At 42.1% G+C, this 22,896-nt stretch carries 10 protein-coding genes; 8 read left to right on the forward strand and 2 right to left on the reverse strand.

Annotation, left to right across the window (positions count from 1 at the left end; genetic code table 11):
• The first annotated feature begins 230 nt into the window (after window positions 1-230).
• Entirely contained in the window at window positions 231-2,948 is a 2,718-nt protein-coding gene (locus tag BGL89_RS16395) for an AAA-like domain-containing protein (RefSeq protein WP_286826609.1), read from the forward strand.
• Here the strand turns inward: BGL89_RS16395 and BGL89_RS16400 are convergent.
• Together BGL89_RS16400 and BGL89_RS16405 are read right to left on the reverse strand one after the other, a co-directional pair.
• A complete protein-coding gene (locus BGL89_RS16400; protein WP_024970310.1) occupies window positions 2,945-4,387 on the reverse strand; it encodes an AAA-like domain-containing protein in 1,443 nt (480 codons plus the stop codon). The two genes, BGL89_RS16395 and BGL89_RS16400, sit on opposite strands and share 4 nt — an antisense overlap.
• A gap of 45 nt (window positions 4,388-4,432) precedes the next feature.
• Window positions 4,433-4,855: a hypothetical protein gene (locus tag BGL89_RS16405; protein WP_286826610.1), complete on the reverse strand. Its 423-nt coding sequence runs from the start codon at window positions 4,853-4,855 to the stop codon at window positions 4,433-4,435.
• Window positions 4,856-5,109: 254 nt separating this feature from the next.
• On the opposite strand from BGL89_RS16405, the gene BGL89_RS16410 reads away from it, so the two are divergent.
• The 7 genes from BGL89_RS16410 to BGL89_RS16440 all read left to right on the forward strand — a co-directional run bounded on the left by BGL89_RS16410 (window position 5,110) and on the right by BGL89_RS16440 (window position 22,891).
• Window positions 5,110-6,039 carry a VOC family protein gene (locus BGL89_RS16410; protein WP_286826611.1) on the forward strand — a complete coding sequence of 310 codons (930 nt, stop codon included), beginning with the start codon at window positions 5,110-5,112 and terminating at the stop codon, window positions 6,037-6,039.
• 34 nt (window positions 6,040-6,073) lie between these two features.
• Window positions 6,074-6,733, forward strand: coding sequence for a nitroreductase family protein (locus BGL89_RS16415; protein ID WP_286826612.1), 660 nt, complete (start codon window positions 6,074-6,076; stop codon window positions 6,731-6,733).
• Between the two features lie 93 nt (window positions 6,734-6,826).
• Window positions 6,827-10,621 carry an AMP-binding protein gene (locus BGL89_RS16420; RefSeq protein ID WP_286826614.1) on the forward strand — a complete coding sequence of 1,265 codons (3,795 nt, stop codon included), beginning with the start codon at window positions 6,827-6,829 and terminating at the stop codon, window positions 10,619-10,621.
• Window positions 10,622-10,806: 185 nt separating this feature from the next.
• Window positions 10,807-16,248 (forward strand): type I polyketide synthase, encoded by a 5,442-nt coding sequence (locus BGL89_RS16425; RefSeq protein ID WP_286826615.1) that lies wholly within the window; start codon window positions 10,807-10,809, stop codon window positions 16,246-16,248.
• Window positions 16,249-16,288: 40 nt separating this feature from the next.
• On the forward strand, window positions 16,289-20,320 hold the full coding sequence (locus tag BGL89_RS16430) for a beta-ketoacyl synthase N-terminal-like domain-containing protein (RefSeq protein WP_286826616.1): 4,032 nt from the start codon (window positions 16,289-16,291) through the stop codon (window positions 20,318-20,320).
• Between the two features lie 28 nt (window positions 20,321-20,348).
• Entirely contained in the window at window positions 20,349-21,668 is a 1,320-nt protein-coding gene (locus BGL89_RS16435) for a flavin-containing monooxygenase (RefSeq protein WP_286826617.1), read from the forward strand.
• A 47-nt stretch (window positions 21,669-21,715) separates the two neighbouring features.
• On the forward strand, window positions 21,716-22,891 hold the full coding sequence (locus BGL89_RS16440; protein ID WP_286826618.1) for a type III polyketide synthase: 1,176 nt from the start codon (window positions 21,716-21,718) through the stop codon (window positions 22,889-22,891).
• Window positions 22,892-22,896: the final 5 nt, after the last annotated feature.

Genomic DNA, 22,896 nt, shown 5'->3' on the forward strand with positions numbered 1-22,896 from the left:
CCCGAACTCGTTGCTGAGGGTGGAGACTCGCGCGGGTTCGTTGAGAGAATTCAGCTTAGATGAGTTTACCCTAAGAAAATATTTTAATCTCATTCAGAGTAGAACTAGCTTACCAATAATTGGCTATGAGTGAGCGCGGTTTTTTTCTGGATTTATCACCGGGGTTAGTGTAGTTCAAACTGGTATTACTTACCCAAGTTTTGGTTATCTGATCAATAAAATAGCGAAATATGCAAGAAAACGGAACCACAGAGACTATTTATAAGTTTTCTAGTACCCTATCTCCTTCCGATCCCAGCTATGTGGATAGAAGGGCTGATCTGGAATTGTACCAAGCTCTGATGAACAGTCAGTATTGTTATATTTTCAATTCTCGCAAAATGGGCAAGTCAAGTTTGACGGTACGCATCCAAACTCAAATTGAAGTCCAAGGAGTTGCCTGTTCCCGTATAGATTTAAATGAATTAGGGACATCAGTAGATCAATCTAGCTGGTATCAGTCCTTAATTCTTGAAATTGCCGAACAATTAAAACTAAACATGGCGGATTTAGAATCTTGGATCGCCAGTCAATCTGTTTCTAATGTTGGGTTACTTAGACAATTTATTAAAGAAATTTTATTGAGAAAAATTTCAACCAGCATTGTTATTTTTATTGATGAAATTGATGTGGTTAGAAAACTACCTTTTGCTACTGATGACTTTTTTGCTTACATTAGGTCTTGTCATGAAAAGCGAGTTGTTAATTCAGATTTTAATCGTATTTCATTTGTTTTAATTGGCACGGCTACCCCCAATCAATTAATTCAGGATAGTCAAAGAACTCCTTTCAATATTGGTAAAGCAATTGAATTAAATGGACTGTCGTTAGAAGATAACTGTCAACCCTTGATGGAAGGACTAGAAGGGTTGAGTGTTTCCCCTCAAAAAATTCTACAAGAAATTTTTAGCTGGACTAATGGTCAACCTTTTCTAACTCAAAAATTGTGTTATTTAATGGCCAAGTTTAAAGTTCAAATACCTCGGTCTCTCTTATCAGCTTGGATGCGAGATTTTGTTTATAAACACATTATTGATAACTGGGAAAAAAAAGATGAACCTGCTTTTTTATCAAGTATAAGAGAGCGACTTATTTATCATCCTGACCAAGGGTATTTACTAAGGGTTTATGCTAATGTTTTAAAAGGTAAATTGGTGAAAGCGAGTAACACACCAGAACATGATGAATTATTACTATCTGGATTAGTTATCGTCGATAATCAGGGCTATCTTAGAGTAGCTAATGCTATTTATCAGGCAATTTTTAATCAAAAATGGTTATATAATGTATTAGCAGCTAGTCGTCCTTATCAATCGGAAATTGCTAAGTGGGAAGACTCAAATTTTACCGATACAAGTTGTTTACTGACAGGGAAAAAGTTAGAAGAATCTAAAAAATGGCAAGAAGATAAAGAATTAGATAGTGTCGATTATCGTTTTTTAGCCGCATCTGAAAGCATTACTCGTCAAAAACAATCTCGTTTATTTATGGTGGCAGCGGGAATATTTACTACCATTGTTACAGGTTTACTTGGGTTGGGATTTTACCAGTCATGGCTGCTACCTTACTTTTATAAAATCCCCTATACTAAGGAGCCTCAACTATTTAGCCAAGGCGAAAAAAAGCTACTTATCAAACAGGAAAATTTTTATAAAGATCGGGGTATTTTGGCTTTTCAAGATGCTAATTATTTGGAAGCTAAACAGTTATTCAAAAAAGCCTATCTTGCTCATCCTGAAGATGCAGAAATCTTGATTTATTATAATAATGCTATCGCTTATTTAAGTAATAATTATGTGACTTTGGCGGTGGTTATTCCCAGTGGCAAAAAAAATGAAATTTCCCAAGAAATCCTTAAAGGTATTGCTCAAGCACAATATTTATTTAATAGCCAATTACCGACAAATGCGAATAACTTATTTTTAAATATCGTTATTGCCAATGATAATAATGATGAAAAAGTTGCTAAGATAGTCGCTAAGGAAATCGTTAAAGACCCCAAAGTTATTGGAGTAATTGGACATTATTCTAGTGAAGCCACCTTAGCGGCTTTACCTATCTATGAAAGAGCCAAAATTACTTTAATTTCTTCTACAAGTTCCTCGAATGTAATTGAGAGTGAATACTTTTTTAGAACCGTTATCACCAATGAAAAAATTGGTGAAACTTTAGCTAATTACGCCAGCAAACATGATCTAGATAAGGTAATTATTTTTAATAATTCTAACCAGATTGATAGCCAAGAACTTACTCAAGAGTTTCGTCAAGCTTTCCAAACAAAAGGCGGTAAAATCACTAAAGTAATTGATTTAGCATCTTCCCTAGATATTGACGCAGAAGTTTTAAAAGCATTCTCCCAAGATCAAGTTAGAGGAATTGTCTTATTTCCCAGTTTGGAATCAGCTTCTGTGCTAGTAGAATTATCCCATACTCTTGAACAGTTGAACACCAGCACCACTCTAGATCTGAAAAATAAGCTAGTTCTTTTAGGGAGTCATTCCATGTATGAACATGAAATGTTGGTTGATAGCGGTAAATTTATTGATAATTTAGTTTTGGCTGTGCCTTGGTTTTCCCATCTAATTAAGTCCCAAAATTTTGTCAGAGATGCTCAAGCTTTATGGAAAGAAGATATTAGCTGGCGAACCGCTACCAGTTATGATGCGGCCCAATCATTTATAGCTGCTATTAGAGCCTTGCAATCCCAGAATAAAATTTCTTCAGAGTTGATACAAGAATATTTAGAAAACCTCAATCTTTCGGCCAGTTTCACCTCAGGGAATTCCCTCAGGTTTGTAGATAATGAATCCGAATCTAATCGAGAACCAATTACTGTGAGGGTTAAGAGTAAGTTAGAAGCAAAACTTGAAAACTCAATTCAGTTTCACTTGGAATCTCAACGAGACTAATCAAGCAAGTCGTCAAAATATACTTGATACAAATTGCAACGCACCTCTAGGGTATCATAATTTTTGTCGATCAGTCCCAATCGTTCCAAAAATTGGACAGATTCTCCTTTCATTTGAGCCGGAGTCAGAGCTTTTTTCTGAAGAATTTGCCTAAAAGTATTCCGTAGGTTAGCATTACTTTTCAGATATCTCATCAGTAGGAAAAAATGACTTTGAAATGGCTCTCGTCCCTGCAAGGCATCATCTAGAACCTTTTCTAGAGAATTCCCTTCTTGCAATTTTACCAAGATTAACTTAATTAAATAAGGATTACCTCCCACTAAGTTCATGACCTTGTTAACATCTGATAACGTCCAATTAATGCCATTAACTTGAGCGAAAGAGAGAACTTGTTCCGCATTAAAATCCGATAAACTAGCCACATAACCTACACCAATTAAGGGAGAGGCATAAAAATCGTAGTTGCTATAAAATTCCGTTGAATGAATAATAATTAAGCGCAGTTTCCGCCAAGGTGGGGAACGTCTTTCATGCCAACTTCTGAGAATACCACAAATTTCATTACCGAGGGTTTCAGTTTCCAAAATTGTATCAAATTTTTCAAAGACAAAAACCAGCGGATTAGCGCTGGGTTGGAGAACATATTCCTCTAAATATCGTCGAGTTTTGTGGGCAGGAGTTCCGGGACGAGACCAAAATTTATCGAGAAGAGATTCGTTAATCTTTAATTCTTGGGTAATGGTACGACAAATCGACAGCAGCAAGTCTTCACAACTAAGGGCAATAGTAGCTTTTTCCTCCTCACAATCAATGATAACTGGTTGATAATTATCTTGTTTGAGATGATGGACTAACCAATTAACTAAACGGGTTTTGCCACTATTATGAGGTGCGCGAATTCTTAGCAACGATTGTTCTTGCTGAAGAACTTTGAGACAATTTTCCTCCAGAGGTGGACGTTTTACATAATCTTTAATATAGGTCTGGTAATCCTGTTGTTTTTCCTCATCTAAAGAGGAGAAAATAGCAGCAATTGCGGGAGATTGATGTTTACTTTTGTTTGCCCACTCTTGATCAAAGCTCCTTAGGTTAGTTAAAATATCATGACCCCGTTGCCAAAAAGTAATTTGAAAAGTACGAATTTTTCCTTGATTATTGAGACGATGATCTTCCAAAATACCTAAAAATTTTTCGTTAAGATATTCCGTCAAAGCATCCCGAATTTGCCATAACTCCAGCCTTTGACCACATTTTTCTGTCAGCATTTCTAAAGCATTAAGTTCGGCTTGAATTTTCAATTTTTTCTCATTAATCCAGCTAAATTTAATAGCCAGATTTTCACAATTATCAACCTCGTAGTTAGCAAACTTTAACAGAGCATTAAGCAGATATTTGGTTCTTTGCCTGGGAATATCCCCATAAGTAACTTTTCTAGACATGATCTCAAGTTTAGTAATTAAGGACTTTGTTGGTAATTGAGAAATTTAAGTAATGATTTGGTTAGGGAATAAACTTAAAACAGTGAGTTTCCTATCCTCCTTTTTGAGTGCAAGCTTCGATCCCTTGTTTAACGGCGATGCTAAATCCAACCGTTCGGGAAAAATTTGACCTGCCAGTTCGCAAGTTTTCAATTGATGCCATTCAGGTGTAACAAGATTCATTGCGGAGGAAGATTTGGGCAGTGGAAACAGAAATAATCTTTGCCGCTGCCACTGATCCCAATATTCTCTGACTTGCTTACTCGAACGATAGCGGATTTTTCTAGAGGGTACCTCAAAAAATAGATTTACTTCAGCATTGCACCGCCTGAAACCCTTATGAAACCTTTGTTTATTCTCAATTGGTGCGAATATTTTCTCAATAAGTCCAATTGATGCGAGGTAGACAACCTTGACCACATCTCTCAAAAAAATTTTCCGCAAAACCCCGAAGTTCCCCAAGGTTTTTCTCCACCCCCAAGTTACTCAAACTCCAGTCTGGGATAGCAATTGAGGGCAAGAAAAATTAGCCGTTGACTGTGGGTGTACCCACAATGGAATAATCAACCACAACAAGGTTCAGATTTTCTTATAGTCTTTTCACCCTTGCTATGGCAGCACTTTGACCGCTATCTGCCTGGCTATTTTGTGCCGAATTAGACAATTCCACTGGATGACCGAGTATGACTAAAATTGCTGATATTGCCTACGTTACCTATCAACATCCGGATTTAGACCTCTGTGAACGTTTTTTGACGGATTTTGGCCTGATTACCGCGGTTAAAACCGATACAGCCTTGTATATGCGAGGTAGAGGCAAAAAACAGTTTGTCTATGTCGTAGAATGGGGAAAAGAAGCTAAATTTGTCAGTTTTGCCCTAGAAGCGACATCAGAATCCGTTTTACATGAACTAGCCACTTTAGCCTCCGCTTCTCCTGTGGAAAGGATGTTCACCCCTGGTGGGGGTCAGCGCATCAAAATTATTGACCCCAACGGTTTTAACCTAGAATTGGTCTACGGTATCGAGGAAGTGGAACCTTTGCCGATTCCTGAACCCTTGCAATGGAATCACGCTAGTCAGAAAACCCGTTTAGGTCGCACCCAAAGGCCGAAAAAAGAACCCGCACCTATTTTACGTCTAGGTCATCTAGCTATTGATGTCAAAGACTTTGAGGAAAGCTATCACTGGTATCAGCAGACTTTTGGCTTAAAAGCAACAGATTTAATTTATTACGGCCATCCCAGTTTACGAGTCGGGGGTTTTCTTCGTTGTCAACGGGGAGAGGAATGGGTTGATCATCACACCATCGCCATGTTGCAAGGTTCTCACCCCAAAGTCCATCATACTGCCTTCGAGGTGCAAGATTTTGACTCTATTAAAATCGGCCACGATTGGTTACGAGAAAAAGAATGGACTCCTGTGTGGGGAATTGGTCGCCATTTGTTGGGAAGTCAAGTGTTTGACTATTGGCAAGATCCTTTCGGTAGCCTCATTGAACATTTTACCGATGGAGACCTTTTCGAGCAAACTACCGAGCCAGAACTTCACGCGGGTGGGTTAGATATTCTCTATCAATGGGGACCGGCCATTCCCGAAAGTTTTTTAGGTTAAACCGTTGAAAACGTCTTATAAAAGGGGTTAGATGATGAATATTGCTGAAATATTTCAAAAAAGACGCTCTACTCGTAAATTTCGCACCGATGCCATTCCCGAAGAAATTTTAGCGGAAATTTTTCGTTTAGGATTCCAAGCACCCTCTAGTTATAATTTGCAACCATGGCGATTTATTGTGGTTAGAGAACCAGAAAATAAGGCAAAATTGCGAGAATTCGGCTTTGAACAAGATAAATTGGTCGATGCACCCGTGGTTTTAATCTGTTGTGGCGATCGCCAAGTTAACCATCGTGGTTACATTAATCAAGTGATTGAGTTAGGAAAGCAAGAGGGGACGATTTCCGAAAAACGGGCCAAGTTCATGCACATGGCCATTCCGCCTTTTTTCCAATTTAAACCCTGTTATCAGTCTCCAGAAGCTTGGAGCAACCGACAAGTTATGATTGCGGTTACTTATCTCATGATAGCGGCGCAAAGCTTGGGGGTGGATAGTTGTCCCCTAGAAGGATTTGTGGCTAAACCCTTGCGCGAGTATTTCCAAATTCCCGATAAGGTCGATGTCTGTTGTCTGTTGGCCCTGGGATACGCTGATGAACCTTTGAGCGAGTATGGGGGACGTTTTGGGACTCAGAAGCTCTGCTATGGCGAAATTTACGGAGAAACCTTTAATTTAAGCCCAAATCACCCCTAGAATTCCATTCGCTCTCCGTCACCAGAAACTTGTCTCGGTGCGAGGGGATTAAATCTTTGTCTTCGATTCCATTTAATAATGAGGAGTGAAACAATGACCCTTTGTTTAGATACTAAGCTTAATTTGTCAGAAATAAGCAATTTAGTCGAAATTATTCGTTATCGCGCCCAATACCAACCCCAAAAAACTGCTTATACCTTTTTAGTCGATGGGGAAACCGAAGAAAAACGCCTTACCTACGGGGAATTATTTCGAGAAGCTCAAGCGATCGCAAATATTCTACAATCGATTCTATTACCGGGAGAACGAGTTTTATTAGCATACCCTTCGGGATTAGAGTTTATTAGTGGGTTTTTCGGCTGTTTATTAGCAGGAGTAGTGGCAATTCCAGTTAATTTGCCCAAGAAAAACCAAAAGATGGCTCGCTTAACTTCTATTCTTAATAATTCGCAAGCAAGCTTACTTTTAAGCACACAATCGGAATTAGCCCAATTAAAAACACAACTAGACAGAGATATTCCCTTTCTAGCTACGGATAGCTTAATCGGCAAAAGTTTAGCCGAAGACCACCCCACTCAGATAAAAGCAGATACCTTAGCCTTTTTACAATACACCTCTGGTTCCACGGGGACTCCCAAAGGAGTGATGGTCAATCACGAGAATCTTTTGACCAACCTCCGAGATTTAGATTTAGGCTGGGAACACGATGAAAAGAGCGTTATGGTGACATGGTTGCCAACTTTTCATGATATGGGGCTAATTTATGGCATTTTACTGCCTTTTTATCGAGGATTTCCCTGTTATCTAATGTCTCCGGTTTCCTTTTTACAACGTCCTTTCGGTTGGTTAAATGCCATCAGCAAATACAAGGCCACCCACACTGCCGCCCCTAATTTTGCCTATAAACGTTGTCTTGACAAGATTAAAGAGGAGCAGCTAACGGATTTAGACTTAAGCAGTTGGAAAGTGGCTTTAAATGGCGCAGAAACCGTAAGAATGGAAATTTTAAGCGAATTTGCTCGTAAATTTGCCCCCTGTGGTTTTGAGTTTGCCGCCTTTTGTCCGGGTTATGGTTTAGCCGAGGCCACCTTAAAAGTTGCTGCTGTCAGGAAAAATCAAGTTCCTCAAATCTGCTGGGTGGAAAAAGCCGCTTTAAACCGTCATCAAATCGTTTTTACGGAAAAAAGCCCAAATTCTCAACCCTTAGTCAGTTGTGGACAAACAGAAATCGACACAGAAATTGCCATTGTTAATCCTGAAACCTGTCAACGCTGTACCTCCCAGCAGGTGGGAGAAATTTGGGTGAAAGGCAAAACCGTTGCCCAAGGCTATTGGCAACATCCCGAAGCTACAGAAAAAACTTTTCAAGCAGTTATCGCCGATGCTGGACAGGGTTTTTATTTGCGTACAGGGGATTTAGGTTTTATTCATCAGGGTCAACTATACATCACCGGACGCTTGAAAGACCTGATGATTATTCGCGGCGGTAACTACTATCCCCAGGATATCGAACAGACCGTAGAACAATGCTATCCCGACTTTTGCCCCAGTGGAACTGCCGCCTTTACCGTAGAAATCGAGGCAGAAGAAAAGTTAGTCCTAGTTCAAGAGGTAGAAAGAACGGCAATTCGCCGTTTTAACCAGCAAAAAGCCCTAGAAGCAGTTCGTCGAGCCGTTTTTCAAGAACACGAATTGCAAGTTTACGATATCGCTTTTATCAAACCCGCATCTCTGTCCAAAACTTCTAGCGGCAAAATTCAACGCCACGCTTGCCGTCAACAGTATTTAAACCAGCAACTTCCACTAATTTCATCCCCTATGCCGACGCTAACCCCCCCCCTCAGCAGTCACCAAGCTGACCCCACAACCGCTAGTCAAGAAAAAACCGAGCAAATCTTGACTTGGTTGCGAGATTACGCCAAAACTCGCATTAATTCCCATCTGATTGATGACCGTCGTTGTGTGCCGCCCTATATTGTCATGGATTTTGGCAATCAAGGACTGATGGGAATGCAGATTCCTGAAGAATACGGGGGAATAGCCCTTAATAATCGCAATTTTCTCCAGGTGATGGAACAATTAGCCGCCATTGATTTAACCTTGGCGACGATGGTGAGTCTCAATAACAGCTTAGGTATCCGTCCGCTGCTCAACTACGGGACTATTTCCCTCAAGCAAGAATTATTACCTCTTTTAGCGACAGGAAGACAATTATCCTCCTTTGGCATGACGGAACCCGAAGCAGGAGCGAATATCGGGGCAATTAGTACCGTTGCGGTGCCAGATGGTCGAGATAAATGGCGAATTCGCGGCATTAAGCGTTGGAATGGTTCCGCTTGGGCCGGAATGATTAATGTTTTTGTCCGTTTGCTTGATTCGGAAGAACCGGGGAATAACGGTTTGACAGGTTTTCTTGTCCGTCAAGGTACCCCCGGTCTGCGTTTGGGACCTGAATCCCTAACTATGGGATTACGGGGAATTATGCAAAATGCCATCTATTTTGAGGATGTTTTAGTCACTAAAGAGCAATTGCTGGGAGAATTGGGCAATGGCACTGAACCCGCCGACGATGCTTTACTTTATGCCCGTTTAGGCATTGGCATGATGGGAGTTGGCGGCATGAAACGCTGTTTACAATTAATGTTACGTTATGCCAGCCGTCGTTCGATCGCTACCGGTAAATTGCTAGAAAGTCCGATTACTTTAGCCCGTTTTGACCATTTAACTGGGGCTACTGTGGCCTTGTCCAGTCTCTTAAAGTGTATTACCACCGCATTAGACCAAAAAGTTGCCGTTCCCAGGGAAATGGCCGTTATTGCCAAGATTACGGGGGCTGATTACCTCTGGGAAGCGGCCGATAGTCTTGTTCAGATGCTGGGGGGTAGAGGTTACATGGAAACTAATCTTGCCCCGCAAATTCTCCGGGATGCCAGAGTTTTACGAATTGGCGAAGGTCCTAACGAGAGTTTGAAAATCTTTTTGGGCAAAAGTATCACCCATACGGACAAATTAGGCGAATTTCTGACAAAAGTTCTGGAAGCGCCCGAAATTGCCCTGCAACTCCACAGCACTGCCCAATCTATTAATCAGCGTTGTCTCCAGTCTAATCTCTGGGGTGATCGTTCTGCCGCCTTAGCTTGGGCTTATTCTTTAATCGGAGAATTGGGTTGTTACGCCGCTTTAGTAGCAACAACGGCGAAAATGTCCCAAATTCACCCCGGGGAAAAGTACAGTCATGCCCTAGCTTGGAGTCAATTGCAGTTTGATTTATGTGTGCAGAAAGCTCTCCGGGGAACACCCGAAGAAAACTTTGCTTCTTCGGTGGCGACTATCCGCGATCGTATCCTCGATTATACTCAATCTATTGATGATATCGAACAACGTCTAGACGGTTCCGATTATCAACTCGACGAGTTATTGATGTTGGAACCAGAAGCTAAACAGACTCATCCTCAAGCTGAAACTTCTCTGGTCGAAATTGCTAGTCAACCGCCGCAAGACCGAGTAAATATCCCCTCTAGTCCGAAAAAGTCCCTTCTTAGCCAACAAACTCCCGAAAAGGTGGAAATGTGGTTAGGTAATTGGTTACACCAGAAATTAAAGGTCAATCCAGCCACTATCCAAACCAGCCAGTCTTTTGCTGATTTTGGCTTAGATTCAATTTTTGCCGTGGAATTAGCCCAAGATCTGGCCGATTGGTCGGGAATTCCCGTCGAAGCCACCATTGTTTGGAATTATCCCACTATTGATAGTTTGGCAGAATATTTAGCTAACCAGATTAATCAAAGCAACATCGCAGCTGAATCGGCAAATAATCGAGAAAAAAGCGAAATTTTAGCAATTTTACCCCAAATATCCGAAGAAGAAATCTCTGCCTTCTTTAGTTAATCGCTGGTGGGGATAGGATAGCTAATTTCCCTTGACCTATCCCCCACCTCAGAGTCATGGGGACAATTGTGACTATGCCACTAAATTTTCCCATCCCGACAGTATCAAGGTTTTTCCTGCTTATCCGTGACTTTTTCCCACGCATAACCTGAGATGAAAGTGACATAACAAGAGTTGTTAGCAATATGAATCAACAAAAACAAGCTTTTTTAGAACAATACAAACACCTCGATGCAATGGTCAAAGCGCAAACCGAACCCATCGCTATTGTGGGGATAGGCTGTCGTTTTCCCGCAGGAGTCAATGATTCCGAGAGTTATTGGCAGTTATTGGTTAATGGCATCGATGCAGTAACGGAAATTCCTCTAGAACGTTGGAATATTGCTGATTATTATCACCAAGATGCCGATGTTCCGGGTAAAATGTATAGTCGGGAAGGGGCATTTTTAGACAAAGTTGACGAATTTGACCCAGCTTTCTTCGGCATCTCACCCCGGGAAGCCGCCGCCATGGATCCGCAACAACGGTTAATGTTAGAAGTCTGTTGGGAATCCCTAGAAAATGCGGCTATTGCGCCAGAAAGTTTGATTAATAGTCAAACTGGCGTATTTATGGGCATTTTTCGCGATGATTATGCCCAATTGTGTTTTCATCAAGGCGTAGTCAATCACATTGATGCTTACAACAGTTTAGGAACCAGTCGCGCTATTGCCGTCGGCAGAATCTCTTATCTATTTGGGTTTCACGGTCCGACTCTGCAAATTGATACGGCCTGTTCCTCCTCCCTCTTGGCAGTACATTTGGCCTGTCAAAGTCTGCGCGGCCAAGAATGTAATCTCGCTTTAGCGGGGGGGGTAAATCTGATGTTAACCCCGGCCACTGCGATTAGTAATTGTAAGTTAAAAGCCGTTTCTCCCCAGGGTCGCAGTAAAACCTTTGATGCTTCGGCCGATGGTTATGGTCGGGGCGAAGGTTGCGGTGTCGTGGTCTTAAAACGTCTCAGTGATGCTCTCCGAGATGGCAATCTCATTTTCGCCCAAATTCGCGGTTCGGCTGTCAATCACGATGGAAAAAGTAATGGCTTAACCGCCCCCAATGGTCAGGCACAGGAAGCTTTACTGAGGCAAGCCCTCAAAAGAGCCAAAATTGAACCTAAAGATCTGCAATACGTCGAAGTTCACGGTACAGGTACATCTTTAGGAGATCCCATCGAGGTTTTATCCTTAGGGAAAATTTATGGCCAGGGTCATAGTCAAGATAACCCCCTGATTTTGGGAACCGTGAAAACTAATATGGGGCATCTGGAAGGAGCTGCGGGGATTGCGGCGTTAATTAAGACAGTTTTACAGTTACGAAATCAGCAAATCGCCCCTAATCTTCATTTTAAGAACCCTAATCCCTATATTCCCTGGGAAAAGCTGCCGGTCAAAATCCCCACCACTCTTACCCCTTGGTTGGTCCGAGAAGGAGTCCGACGGGCTGGGGTGAGCGCTTTTGGGATGAGTGGTACTAACGTCCATTTAATCGTTGAGGAAAGCAATTTTGAGCGGCTTGGTGACGAAAAACCTCATTTAGAACGTCCTTGTCATTTAATTACCCTTTCGGCGAAAAGTGAGCCGGCCTTACGGGAATTAGCTCAACGCTACTACGATTTTTTAGGTCAAAATTCCCAGACGGTTATGGCAAATGTGGCCTATACCGCTAATACTGGGCGATCGCATTTTGAGCATCGTTTAGCTATTCCCTTTGTGGCTCAAAAACAGCTTGAGCAAGCTTTAAAAGACTTTATTAGGGGTGAAAATCGCTTTTCAGGTCAAAAAAGTCTTTTAACCTCGAAAAAAGCCCCTAAACTGGCTTTTATGTGTACGGGACAGGGTTCACAATATCCCGGAATGGCCAGGGAACTCTACGAAACGCAACCGACTTTTCGCCAAACTTTAGAGAAATGTGACGAAATTTTACGGAGCTATGGGGTGAAATCCTTACTGCAAGTGTTATATGGTGACGAAAAAACCAGTCAGTTGATTAATCAGACTTTTTACAGTCAAATTACCCTATTTTCTCTGGAATATGCCCTCGCCCAACTCTGGTTATCTTGGGGAGTGAAACCCGATGCTCTCATCGGTCATAGTTTAGGGGAATATGTGGCCGCTTGTTTAGCGGGAGTCTTTAGCTTAGAAGACGGTTTGAAGTTAATTGCCCATCGGGGACGCTTAATGCAGACATTACCGAAAAACGGCATAATGGCGGCAATTTTTACCGATTCCGACACCGTGACCAATCATCTGAGGAAGATTAGGGGCATCTGTACCATTGCTGCGGTCAATAGTCGCGAAAATACGGTCATTTCTGGTGAAACTGAGGCTATTAACCATTTAATCACTAACTTTAATCAGAGAGGCATTGAAAGTCAGACTTTAGCGGTTTCCCATGCTTTCCATTCTCCCTTAATGACGGGTATGGTGGGGGAATTTGCCAAGATTGCCGAAACTATCACCTATCATTCTCCGCATCTTCCCCTTATTTCTAATCTGACTGGGGATGTTATCGATGCAGAGATAGCAACTTCCCAATATTGGGTTAATCATCTACTTTCTCCCGTAGAGTTTGCCCGGGGTATAGAAAGATTAGGAGAGTTAAATACGGAAATATTCCTAGAAATTGGCCCAAAAACCACCTTAATTAGCCTAGGTCAGCAAAATCTCCCTGAGCGAGGTCTCTGGTTAGCTAGTTTATCGCCAAAACAGTCAAATTGGGAAACCCTACTCCAAAGTTTAGCGACCCTTTATGTAAAAGGGGTCAAAATTGACTGGAATGGATTCGACCTGGATTATTTACGCGAAAAAATCCCCTTACCGACCTATCCCTTCCAAAGAAAACGCTATTGGTTAGATTACATTGATTCTCAGCTAAAAACCCCGACAGTAGCAGCTTTCCACCCTCTCCTACAGCAACCGCTGCATCTATTGGGGTCAAAGGATGTTCACTATCAATCCTCTCTTTCTCCGTGCTATCCGAGCTATCTGCAAGAACATCAAGTTTTTGGCCAGGTAGTTTTCCCGGCTGCGGCCTATCTAGAGATGATTATAGTGGCAGCCGGTCAACAATATCCCAATCAGCAGTTTACTATTGGTCAATTGAGTCTGAATCGACCCTTAATTTTCTCAGAAAACCAGAGTAAAAAGGTACAGTTAAGCTTACTAGCGGGGGGACAATTTCAGATTCTCAGTCTTGGGGAAGGGGAAGTTTCCCTACTGCATCTATCGGGTAATTTAACCAATGAAAACCAGGACTTACCCAGCTGCAATTGGACAGATATCCGGAACCGTTGTCACCAAAAAATCGAAATTGCACAGCATTATCAGGACTGTTCAAGTAAAGGAGTGAACTACGGGGAAAGTTTTCGAGTTATCCAGGAACTTTACCGCAATCAGTCCGAAATTGTCGCAAAAATTCAACTTTCTTCCCATCTACTCTCGCAAGCGGTGGATTACCAGCTACATCCTGTCTTACTTGATGGTTGCTTTCACGCTATGTCGGCACTATTTCCTGCGGGGAATACCACCTATCTTCCCACTAATATTGATCGATTGACCTTTTCGGGAGTTAAGGACACCTCTATATACTGTCATGGTCGCTTCAGCCATAGCAATTGGGAAAACGGCATCTTAATCGCTGATTTGACTATTTTCAGCGAATCGGGTCAATTAATTAGCCAAATTGACGGATTAACCTTTCAACAGGCCCGGCCAGAAACCCTCTTTTCCCAGACCAACCACCTCAATGATAGTTTATACGAAATTACTTGGCAAGCCACGGACTTGACGGGAATAGATTGGACAGAAACAGGAGATTGGTTAATTTTTGCTGACAAAAAGGGAGTAGGGCAACAATTAGCCGAAAAATTGGCGCAACAAGGGCATAGATGCCAACTTATCACCGAAAACAATCGCCAGACTTGGCAATATCTCCTCAAAAAACCCTATCAAGGTCTAATTTATCTCTGGGGAATCGATGACGACCAAGCTTTGGAAAATAATCAAAACCTAGCGGCCACTCAAGAGCGAATTTGTGGAACTTTGCTGGAAATAGTGCAAGAACTAGGCAAAATAGAGGTTAATCACTCTCCTCGGCTCTATATTGTCACCCAATCGGCTCAATACATTCCTTCTCAGCCCACAGTGATTGCCCTTGCCCAAAGTTCCCTCTGGGGATTAGGACGGACTATTGCCCTAGAACACCCAGAATTGCGCTGTCTGTGTCTAGATGGAGATAAATTTCAGGATAGCCACACCTTAGCCCTAGAGGTGTTCCAATCTTTACAAAGTTCGGAGGAGGAAAATCAAATCGTTTGGCGGCAAGGCCAGAGCTATGTAGCTCGTTTAGGGCGATTTATCCCGAAATCGTCGCTAAAAAACCGAGAAATTGCCGAAAATGCCACCTATCTTATTAGTGGTGGTCTAGGCGCTTTAGGGCAGCAAGTGGCTAATTGGTTAAGGAAAAAAGGAGCAACATCCCTCGTCTTACTAAGTCGCCGGGGAATAACTCCAGAAACCCAACCAATTATAGACCAATGGCGACAAGAGGGAACCAATGTAGAAGTTTTTGCCGCCGACGTTAGCGACTTTGGCCAAATGCGTCGGGCTTTTGAGATAATCGAGCAACAGTTACCCCCCTTAAAAGGAATTATTCACACGGCCGGGGTGTTAGAGGATGCCAGCTTATCCAAACAGACTTGGGAGAAATTTGAGCGCGTCTTTTCCCCCAAAATACTCGGCGCTTGGAATTTGCATCTCCTCAGTCAAGAAGTTGATTTAGACTGGTTTATTAGTTTTTCCTCGATGGCCTCGGTGTTAGGGTCTTCTGGACAGAGTAATTATGCTAGTGCTAATGCCTTTTTAGATAGTCTAGCCCATTATCGTCAAGCGCAAGGACTGCCGGCCCTGACCATTAATTGGGGTCCCTGGGCAGAGGGTGGTATGGCCGAAAATTTAGGCGAAAAAGCGAAAAAAAGGCTAATTAAACAGGGTTTTACCCCTCTTGATCCCCAAAAATGTTTGCATCTCCTCGAAACATTGCTGAAGACTTCTCGGACACAGGTAACTGTCGCTTCTCTCAATTGGAATAGCTTTTTTAACAGTTTCGAGAATCAAAAAATTCCACCTTTATTACGAGATTTCCAGAGTTTTTCAGCCCCAAAATTAACCCCAGACAATAATTTTATTGATGTCTTAATGACAGTACCAATTGAGGAGCGTTTTGCGGCTTTGACTGCTCATGTTCAAGGGATTGTAGCGGAAATTCTCGGTATTCCGGCTAGAGAATTTACCAAAGTTGACCAAGGTTTTTTTGAGTTGGGAATGGATTCTTTAATGACGGTGGAATTACGCAATTGTTTAGCCAAGGATTTAGGTAAATCTCTGGCGGCAACTATCACTTTTAAATACCCAACAGTGACCAGTTTGGTCGATTATCTGGTAGCTGAAGTTATTGACCTTGACTTTAGTTTAAAACCCTTAGCAATAGGAGCAAATCAAGATAGTAATCTTGATTTGCTCAACGAAGAAGATTTATCCCTAGAAGAATTGTCCGATTTACTGCTACAGGAGTTAAATTCCTTGAGTTAGAAAAGCAGACCTCAAACCCTATCTAAATAACCTGTTTACCATGACACAAATACCTGCCAAACCTGATCAACTGAGCTTAATAAAAGATGCCTTAAATCAAATTAAGGTCTTAAAAACTAAGCTACATACCCTAGAAAAAGCCAAGAATGAACCAATTGCAATTATTGGTATGTCCTGTCGCTTTCCCCAGGGAGCTAATTCCCCGGAAACTTTTTGGGAATTATTGCAATCAGGAACCGATGCCATCAGCGAAATTCCGCCGCAACGCTGGAATATTGACAATTATTACGATCCTAAACCCGATGCGAGGGGAAAAGTCTATACCCGTCACGGTGGCTTCTTAAATCAACCGATAGATCAATTTGACGCTGATTTTTTTGGTCTTTCTCCCCGGGAAGTGGCACAAATGGATCCGCAACAGCGGTTACTGCTGGAACTAGCCTGGGAAGCTCTGGAAAATGCGGGAATATCACCCTTAAATCGGCGAGGAAGTCAAACGGGGGTATTTATAGGCATGATGACTCAAGATTACTCCCATTTTAGCCATCATCCCGATCTGATTGATGCCTATACGGGAACGGGAAATGCTAAAAGTGTAGCTTCAGGACGTTTATCCTATCTTTTTGGATTTCATGGCCCAACTTTAACGGTTGATACTGCTTGTGCCTCCTCTTTAGTCGCTGTTCATTTAGCTTGCCAAAGTTTACGCAATAACGAGTGTGAAGTTGCCCTAGCCGGGGGAGTCAACCTAATGTTAACTCCCTTCGTTACTATCATGGAATCCCGCGCCCAGATGTTGTCTCCTGACGGTCGTTGTAAAACCTTTGATAAAACAGCAAATGGCTATGTGCGGGGAGAAGGCGGCGGTATTATAGTTTTAAAGTCTTTATCTGCGGCTATTCGGGATAATAACTTGATTTTAGGACTAATTAAAGGTTCGGCCGTTAACCATGGCGGTATGAGTAGCGGTTTAACAGTTCCCAATCAACTTAGTCAAGAACAATTGATTCGTCAGGCTTTAAAAAATGCTCAGGTAAAGCCAGAGGACATTAGCTATATTGAAGCCCATGGAACTGGCACTTCTTTGGGCGATCCCATTGAATTAGGCGCATTATCGACAGTTTTTGCTAAAAATTCCCAACCGGTTTGGGTTGGTTCCGTCAAAACTAATATCGGCCATCTAGAAGCGGCCGCTGGTATTGCCGGACTGATGAAAGTGATTTTATGCTTGCAACATCGACAAATTACCCCCCATCTCCACTTCCAGCAACCGACACCCCATCTAGACTGGGAAAATCAGCCGCTGAAAGTTCCGACTAAAAACCGTGAATGGGTTAGTGAAAATTCTTCTCGTTTAGCTGGAGTTAGTTCTTTTGGCTTAAATGGCACTAATGCCCATATTATTCTCGAAGAATACCCTTACGAACCTCAAACGACTGCGGCAGCTGATTCATCGCCCTATCTGTTCACCCTCTCAGCCAAGACCGAATCGGCTTTAATCAAACTAGCCCAAAAATACGCAAATTACCTAGAAAATGCTAACAATATTGCTTTAAGCTCCATTTGTGCTACTAGCAATCGCAGTCGCTCCCAATTACCCCATCGTTTCACCTGTATTGTCTCTAGTCACTGCCAACTTCAAGAAAAATTAACCGCTTTCGTTCAGGGTGAACCGAGTTCTTTTCGCCAAAAAAGTGAATTTAGTGGCAAAAATCGGGCAAAAATTGCCTTTCTCTTTCCGGGACAGGGTTCTCAATACCCGGGTATGGGAAGGGAACTATACCAATCCTATCCTCTATTTCGTCAAACACTCGATCGCTGTGATCAAATTCTCCGTCAATATGGGGACTATTGCCTAACGGAGATTATTGACCAAGAAAATCATCTCAATCAAACTTTTTACACCCAACCTGCCCTATTTGCTCTCGAATACGCCCTTTTTAAACTCTGGGAATCCTGGGGAATTACCCCCCATGGGGTCATGGGTCATAGTTTAGGGGAATATGTGGCCGCCTGTGTTGCTGGAGTCTTTAGTTTAGAAGATGCCTTAAAATTAGTCTTCTATCGGGCTAAATTGATGGATTCTGTGGGAAAAAGTGGCTCAATGGTCGTTATCTCCGCTAGTGAAGCTGAAATTAGTCCCTTAATTGTTCCCTATCAATCTCAGGTAGCTATTGCCGCTATTAATGGTCAGGATAATATTGTCCTCTCCGGTGCTGCAGAGACCATAGAAACCCTGGTAAAACAGCTTCAGGTCAAAAATCTGAAAATTACCCCGTTAAATGTCTCTCAAGCTTTTCATTCCCCTCTGATGGAGGAAATTTTAGACGAGTTCCGACAAATTGCTGAAACTATCACCTATCATCCCCCCCAACGAGCCTTAATTTCTAACCTTAATGGCAACTTAGTCAATTTTGAGGTCACTACTGCCGATTATTGGTGTCGTCATCTCCGGTCTTCTGTTCGCTTTGCCGATGGGATAAAAACCTTACTGGACAACGGTTATGAGGTATTTGTCGAATGCGGCCCCCATCCCGTTTTATCGGCCATGGGCAGCGTAGTGGATAAAAATCATCCCTGTCTTTGGTTGCCCAGTTTGCGTCGTCAAACCTCTGACCGACAACAGATCCTCGAGAGTGTCAGTCAGCTTTATCTGCGGGGATTCGCCCTGAATTGGCAAGAGATAACGGCCAATCAAGACAGTAAACCCTGTATCTTACCGACCTACACCTTTGAAAGAAGTAGTTATTGGCTAAAAACAGGCGAAAACACTTTACCTTTAACCCTGATTACCAATTCTTCCCCCTCAATTGAACAGTTATTGGACCGAGGCGACTTGACCGCAGAAGAAGCGCAATTATTGCCTAAATTGTCGAAATATCTCCTAGAAACACCTCCTCAACCGCCAGAAGTTGTCAAAACCACCACTGCATCATCTTCTGGTCATCTAATTACCCTTGACTCTCTTTTGGCCACACCCGCAGAGCAACAGCTTAAACAACTAGAAACCTACATTATCGGTGTTTTAGAACAGATTACCGGTTTATCCATGGTCAAGCTACATACCAAGCAACCGCTCTCTAGTTTAGGCTTAGATTCTCTCATGTCCAGTCAATTACGACGTCAACTAGAGGAGGATTTAAAAATTATTGTTCCCGTGGAATACCTAACGGGATTGAGTATTGAGCAGTTTTTACCGCAAATATTCAACTTAATCACCCAAAACTCCCAACCTGCAACTAGCAACAAAACTCCTCTCCCCTCAAAACAGAAAAAACCAATCAGGACGACTAAAGCCGAAAATATCTCTAATGATCCGAAACTTTGGCTAATTCGTAAACAAGCTAATCCTAACGCCCGCATTCGTCTATTTTGTTTTCCCTACGCCGGTGGGGGTGCCTCCGTATTCCAAAATTGGCTGAATTACTGCCCCACGCAAGTGGAATTTTGGGCGATTCAACTACCCGGACGCGAAACGCGCCTTCAGGAAACTGCGATTACATCGCTAAAATCCCTGATTAATCGTCTCATTCCGATTCTGACTCCCTATTTAGACCAACCTTATGCTTTTTTTGGTCATAGCATGGGTTCTTTAATCAGTTTTGAATTAACCAGAGAATTAGCGAAAACTCGGCAAAATCTGCCCCAACATTTATTTATGTCTGGATTTCGAGCGCCTCAAATTGTCAATCCCGATTTACCCATTCATCGTCTGGGAGATGAGCAATTTTTAGCAGCTTTAGGTCATTTTCAAGGAACTCCGGAAACTCTCCTCAAAAATCCCGATTTAATGGCGGCTTTTTTACCAATTTTACGAGCAGATTTCAAACTCCTAGAGACCTATTCTTATCAACAAGGTCAACCCTTAAATTGTCCTATTACCGTTTTTGGAGGCGACAACGATGCCAAGGTTTCTGCACCTCAATTACAACAATGGCAACTGCAAACCAATCAAGATTTTGTCCTGCATACCTTACCAGGAGGACATTTCTTTATCAATCAACATACGGAGAAAATTATGAAAATAATTTGCCAAAGTTTACGAGAGTTTCCTGAACAAATGACTGCCTAATTAACCAATTATTCAAGGGAGAAAAATCATGACTTTAGATTACAAAGAGCAATACTGTATTATTGGGGCTGGTGCCGCAGGATTAGCGGCGGCTAGAGCCTTAAGCAAAGCCAAAATTCCCTTTAATGTTATCGAATCTGCTCAGGATGTTGGGGGTATTTGGATTTATGACCGTCCCGATAGTCCAATGTATAAAAATACGCATCTAATTGGCCATAAAACCACACAACCTTTTTCCGATTTTCCCATGCCAAAAGATTACCCAGATTATCCCAATCATCGGTTAGTCTATGAATATCTTCGCAATTATGCCGCTCATTTCAATCTCTATGATTTCATGGAATTTAATCTCAGCGTAGAGAAAGTAAAAAAGGTGGGTAACTTTTGGGATGTCAGCCTTAGCAACCAAGAAACCAGACGATACCGAGGAGTTTTAATCGCTAGTGGTTATCACAATAAACCGAATATTCCTCAATTTACTGGTCATTTTGACGGTGAAATTATCCATGCAAAAGATTATGATAATCCTGCTCAACTAAATGCTAAAAAAGTCCTAGTAGTTGGAGCGGGACAATCAGCCATGGATTTAGTCGTCGAAGCGGCTATCAATGGTAGTAAAACTTTCCATAGTACCCGTCGTGGCTTTCTCTGTATGCCGAAATTTTTGTTTGGTTTGCCCCCAGAATGGGTGATGATTAACACGCCAATTATGAATCTAATTCCAGCCCAAGAACACATGAAAATGATGGCTTTATTATCCCCAATAGCTCTATTTTTACAAGGAGTTAATCTCAAAAAGCTCAATATTCCTACAGACTGTAAAAGTAACGGTCTAATTATTCCCAACAGTGACCAACAAATCTATCGTTATTATGTGCATGGAGATGTCAGCCATAAGCCTAATATCCAAGAATTAGACGGAAAGAAAGTTATTTTTGCCGATGGCAGTACAGAAGAAATTGATCTGATTATCTACGCAACTGGTTACAAAATTGAATTTTCTTTTATTGACAAATCGGATTTGAATTGGCAAGAAGGAACCACCCAGCCCAACCTCTATATGAATGTTTTTCACCCAGAGGAAAATAACCTGTTTGTCATCGGAATGGTTCATCCCACTGGCACCCACTGGCGAGTATTTGAAGAACAAAGTAATTTAGTGGCAGCTTATCTACAAGCTCAGGATAAAAAATCCCGGTTTGTCTATAAATTTGAAAAGCTAAAACGTCAAATTAGTTCCAATTTAAGCGCCGACAATAAACACCATAGCGGTACTCACTCCTTAGTGATTGACAAATTGGGTTATATACGCCAAGCCCAAGGATTAGCTCGCCGATTACTGGCTTAAATCTCCCACCATAATTCACCCCCTGAAATCCCTCTATCTTAACTCCAATGCCCTACATTATTGAGACAGCTACCGGTTTTCCAGAACATTACTATCCCCAAGAGGTTCTAGAAGTCAATATCAGAAATCATTGTGCTAATCTTCTTCAAGATTATTGCCTCAGAAATCATCTCGACTTCCAGGAACAAACCTTTTTTGATTTAGAACAAATTCATCGTTTTTTCAGTAATGTCAAAATTCAAGGGCGATACTTCACCATTCCCCTAGATGAATTCGATGCCGATAATCCTCCCGGAATCGCCCAACCCTTTCGTCAAATGGTCGATCTAACTATGGATTTAGTAACATCGACAGTAACTAATTTGCTGAAAAAAGCCGCTCTTTCTCCTAAAGAAATCTCCCTAGTTACCTCCGTTACTGTTCTTCCTTCCGTTCCTTCCCTAGAAAGTTTACTCCTCAATCGTCTAGATTTTTCCCTCGATATCAAGCGGCAAGCGTTATCAGGTGTCGGCTGTTTGGGGGGTGCCCAAGGATTAGCCAGAGTAAACGATTATCTGCAAGGACATCCCACCGAAGCAGCGATCTTGTTTACCACCGATCCCTCCTCTGGCCTTTGGCAAGGGTCAATTCATAGCGATTTAACGGAATTATTGGGACAATTACCCGAAGATCAGTCTCAATATAGCAATATCATTATGACCCTTGTGGTAGCGGCTTTATTTGGCGATGGAGTCGGCACTGTTCTCTTAGCGGGAGATGAACATCCCTTAGTCAAGCAAGGTAAAGCAAAACTGAAGATTATCGGCACTCAATCGCTGTTAATGCCCCACACAGAGCATTTAATGGCATTACCTTTAACAGACTACGGTTTTCGCCAAATTCTTCGCCCAGAAGTCTCTGATTACGTCAAGGGTGGGGTGAGAAAAGCGGTGACATCTTTACTGGAAAAAACAGGAGTTTCCCTCGACGAAATTGTCTGTTGGATGGTGCATCCGGGGGGTCCAAAGATTCTCGATGCAATAGTTGAAGAATTCCAGTTAGAACCGGATGTTTTACAGGTTAGTTGGGATATTTTGGCAGAAATTGGCAATATTGCCTCTGCTACTATCCTCTGCATTCTCGATGAAACCCTCTCCCGTCCCCATCCTCCCACGGGTTCCTACGGATTAATAATTTCCATGGGGCCTGGATTTGCTCAAGAAGCCATTTTAGTTCAATTCTAAGGATA

This window comes from Microcystis sp. LSC13-02 (genome assembly GCA_002282935.1).
GTDB lineage: Bacteria > Cyanobacteriota > Cyanobacteriia > Cyanobacteriales > Microcystaceae > Microcystis.

Bases quoted from the DNA above. Each gene is read 5' to 3' on its own strand.
- BGL89_RS16400 (WP_024970310.1), bottom strand. From the start codon at position 4,387: ATGTCTAGAAAAGTTACTTATGGGGATATTCCCAGGCAAAGAACCAAA.
- BGL89_RS16430 (WP_286826616.1), top strand. From the start codon at position 16,289: ATGACACAAATACCTGCCAAACCTGATCAACTGAGCTTAATAAAAGAT.
- BGL89_RS16425 (WP_286826615.1), top strand. From the start codon at position 10,807: ATGAATCAACAAAAACAAGCTTTTTTAGAACAATACAAACACCTCGAT.
- BGL89_RS16395 (WP_286826609.1), top strand. From the start codon at position 231: ATGCAAGAAAACGGAACCACAGAGACTATTTATAAGTTTTCTAGTACC.
- BGL89_RS16440 (WP_286826618.1), top strand. From the start codon at position 21,716: ATGCCCTACATTATTGAGACAGCTACCGGTTTTCCAGAACATTACTAT.
- BGL89_RS16420 (WP_286826614.1), top strand. From the start codon at position 6,827: ATGACCCTTTGTTTAGATACTAAGCTTAATTTGTCAGAAATAAGCAAT.
- BGL89_RS16415 (WP_286826612.1), top strand. From the start codon at position 6,074: ATGAATATTGCTGAAATATTTCAAAAAAGACGCTCTACTCGTAAATTT.
- BGL89_RS16410 (WP_286826611.1), top strand. From the start codon at position 5,110: ATGACTAAAATTGCTGATATTGCCTACGTTACCTATCAACATCCGGAT.
- BGL89_RS16435 (WP_286826617.1), top strand. From the start codon at position 20,349: ATGACTTTAGATTACAAAGAGCAATACTGTATTATTGGGGCTGGTGCC.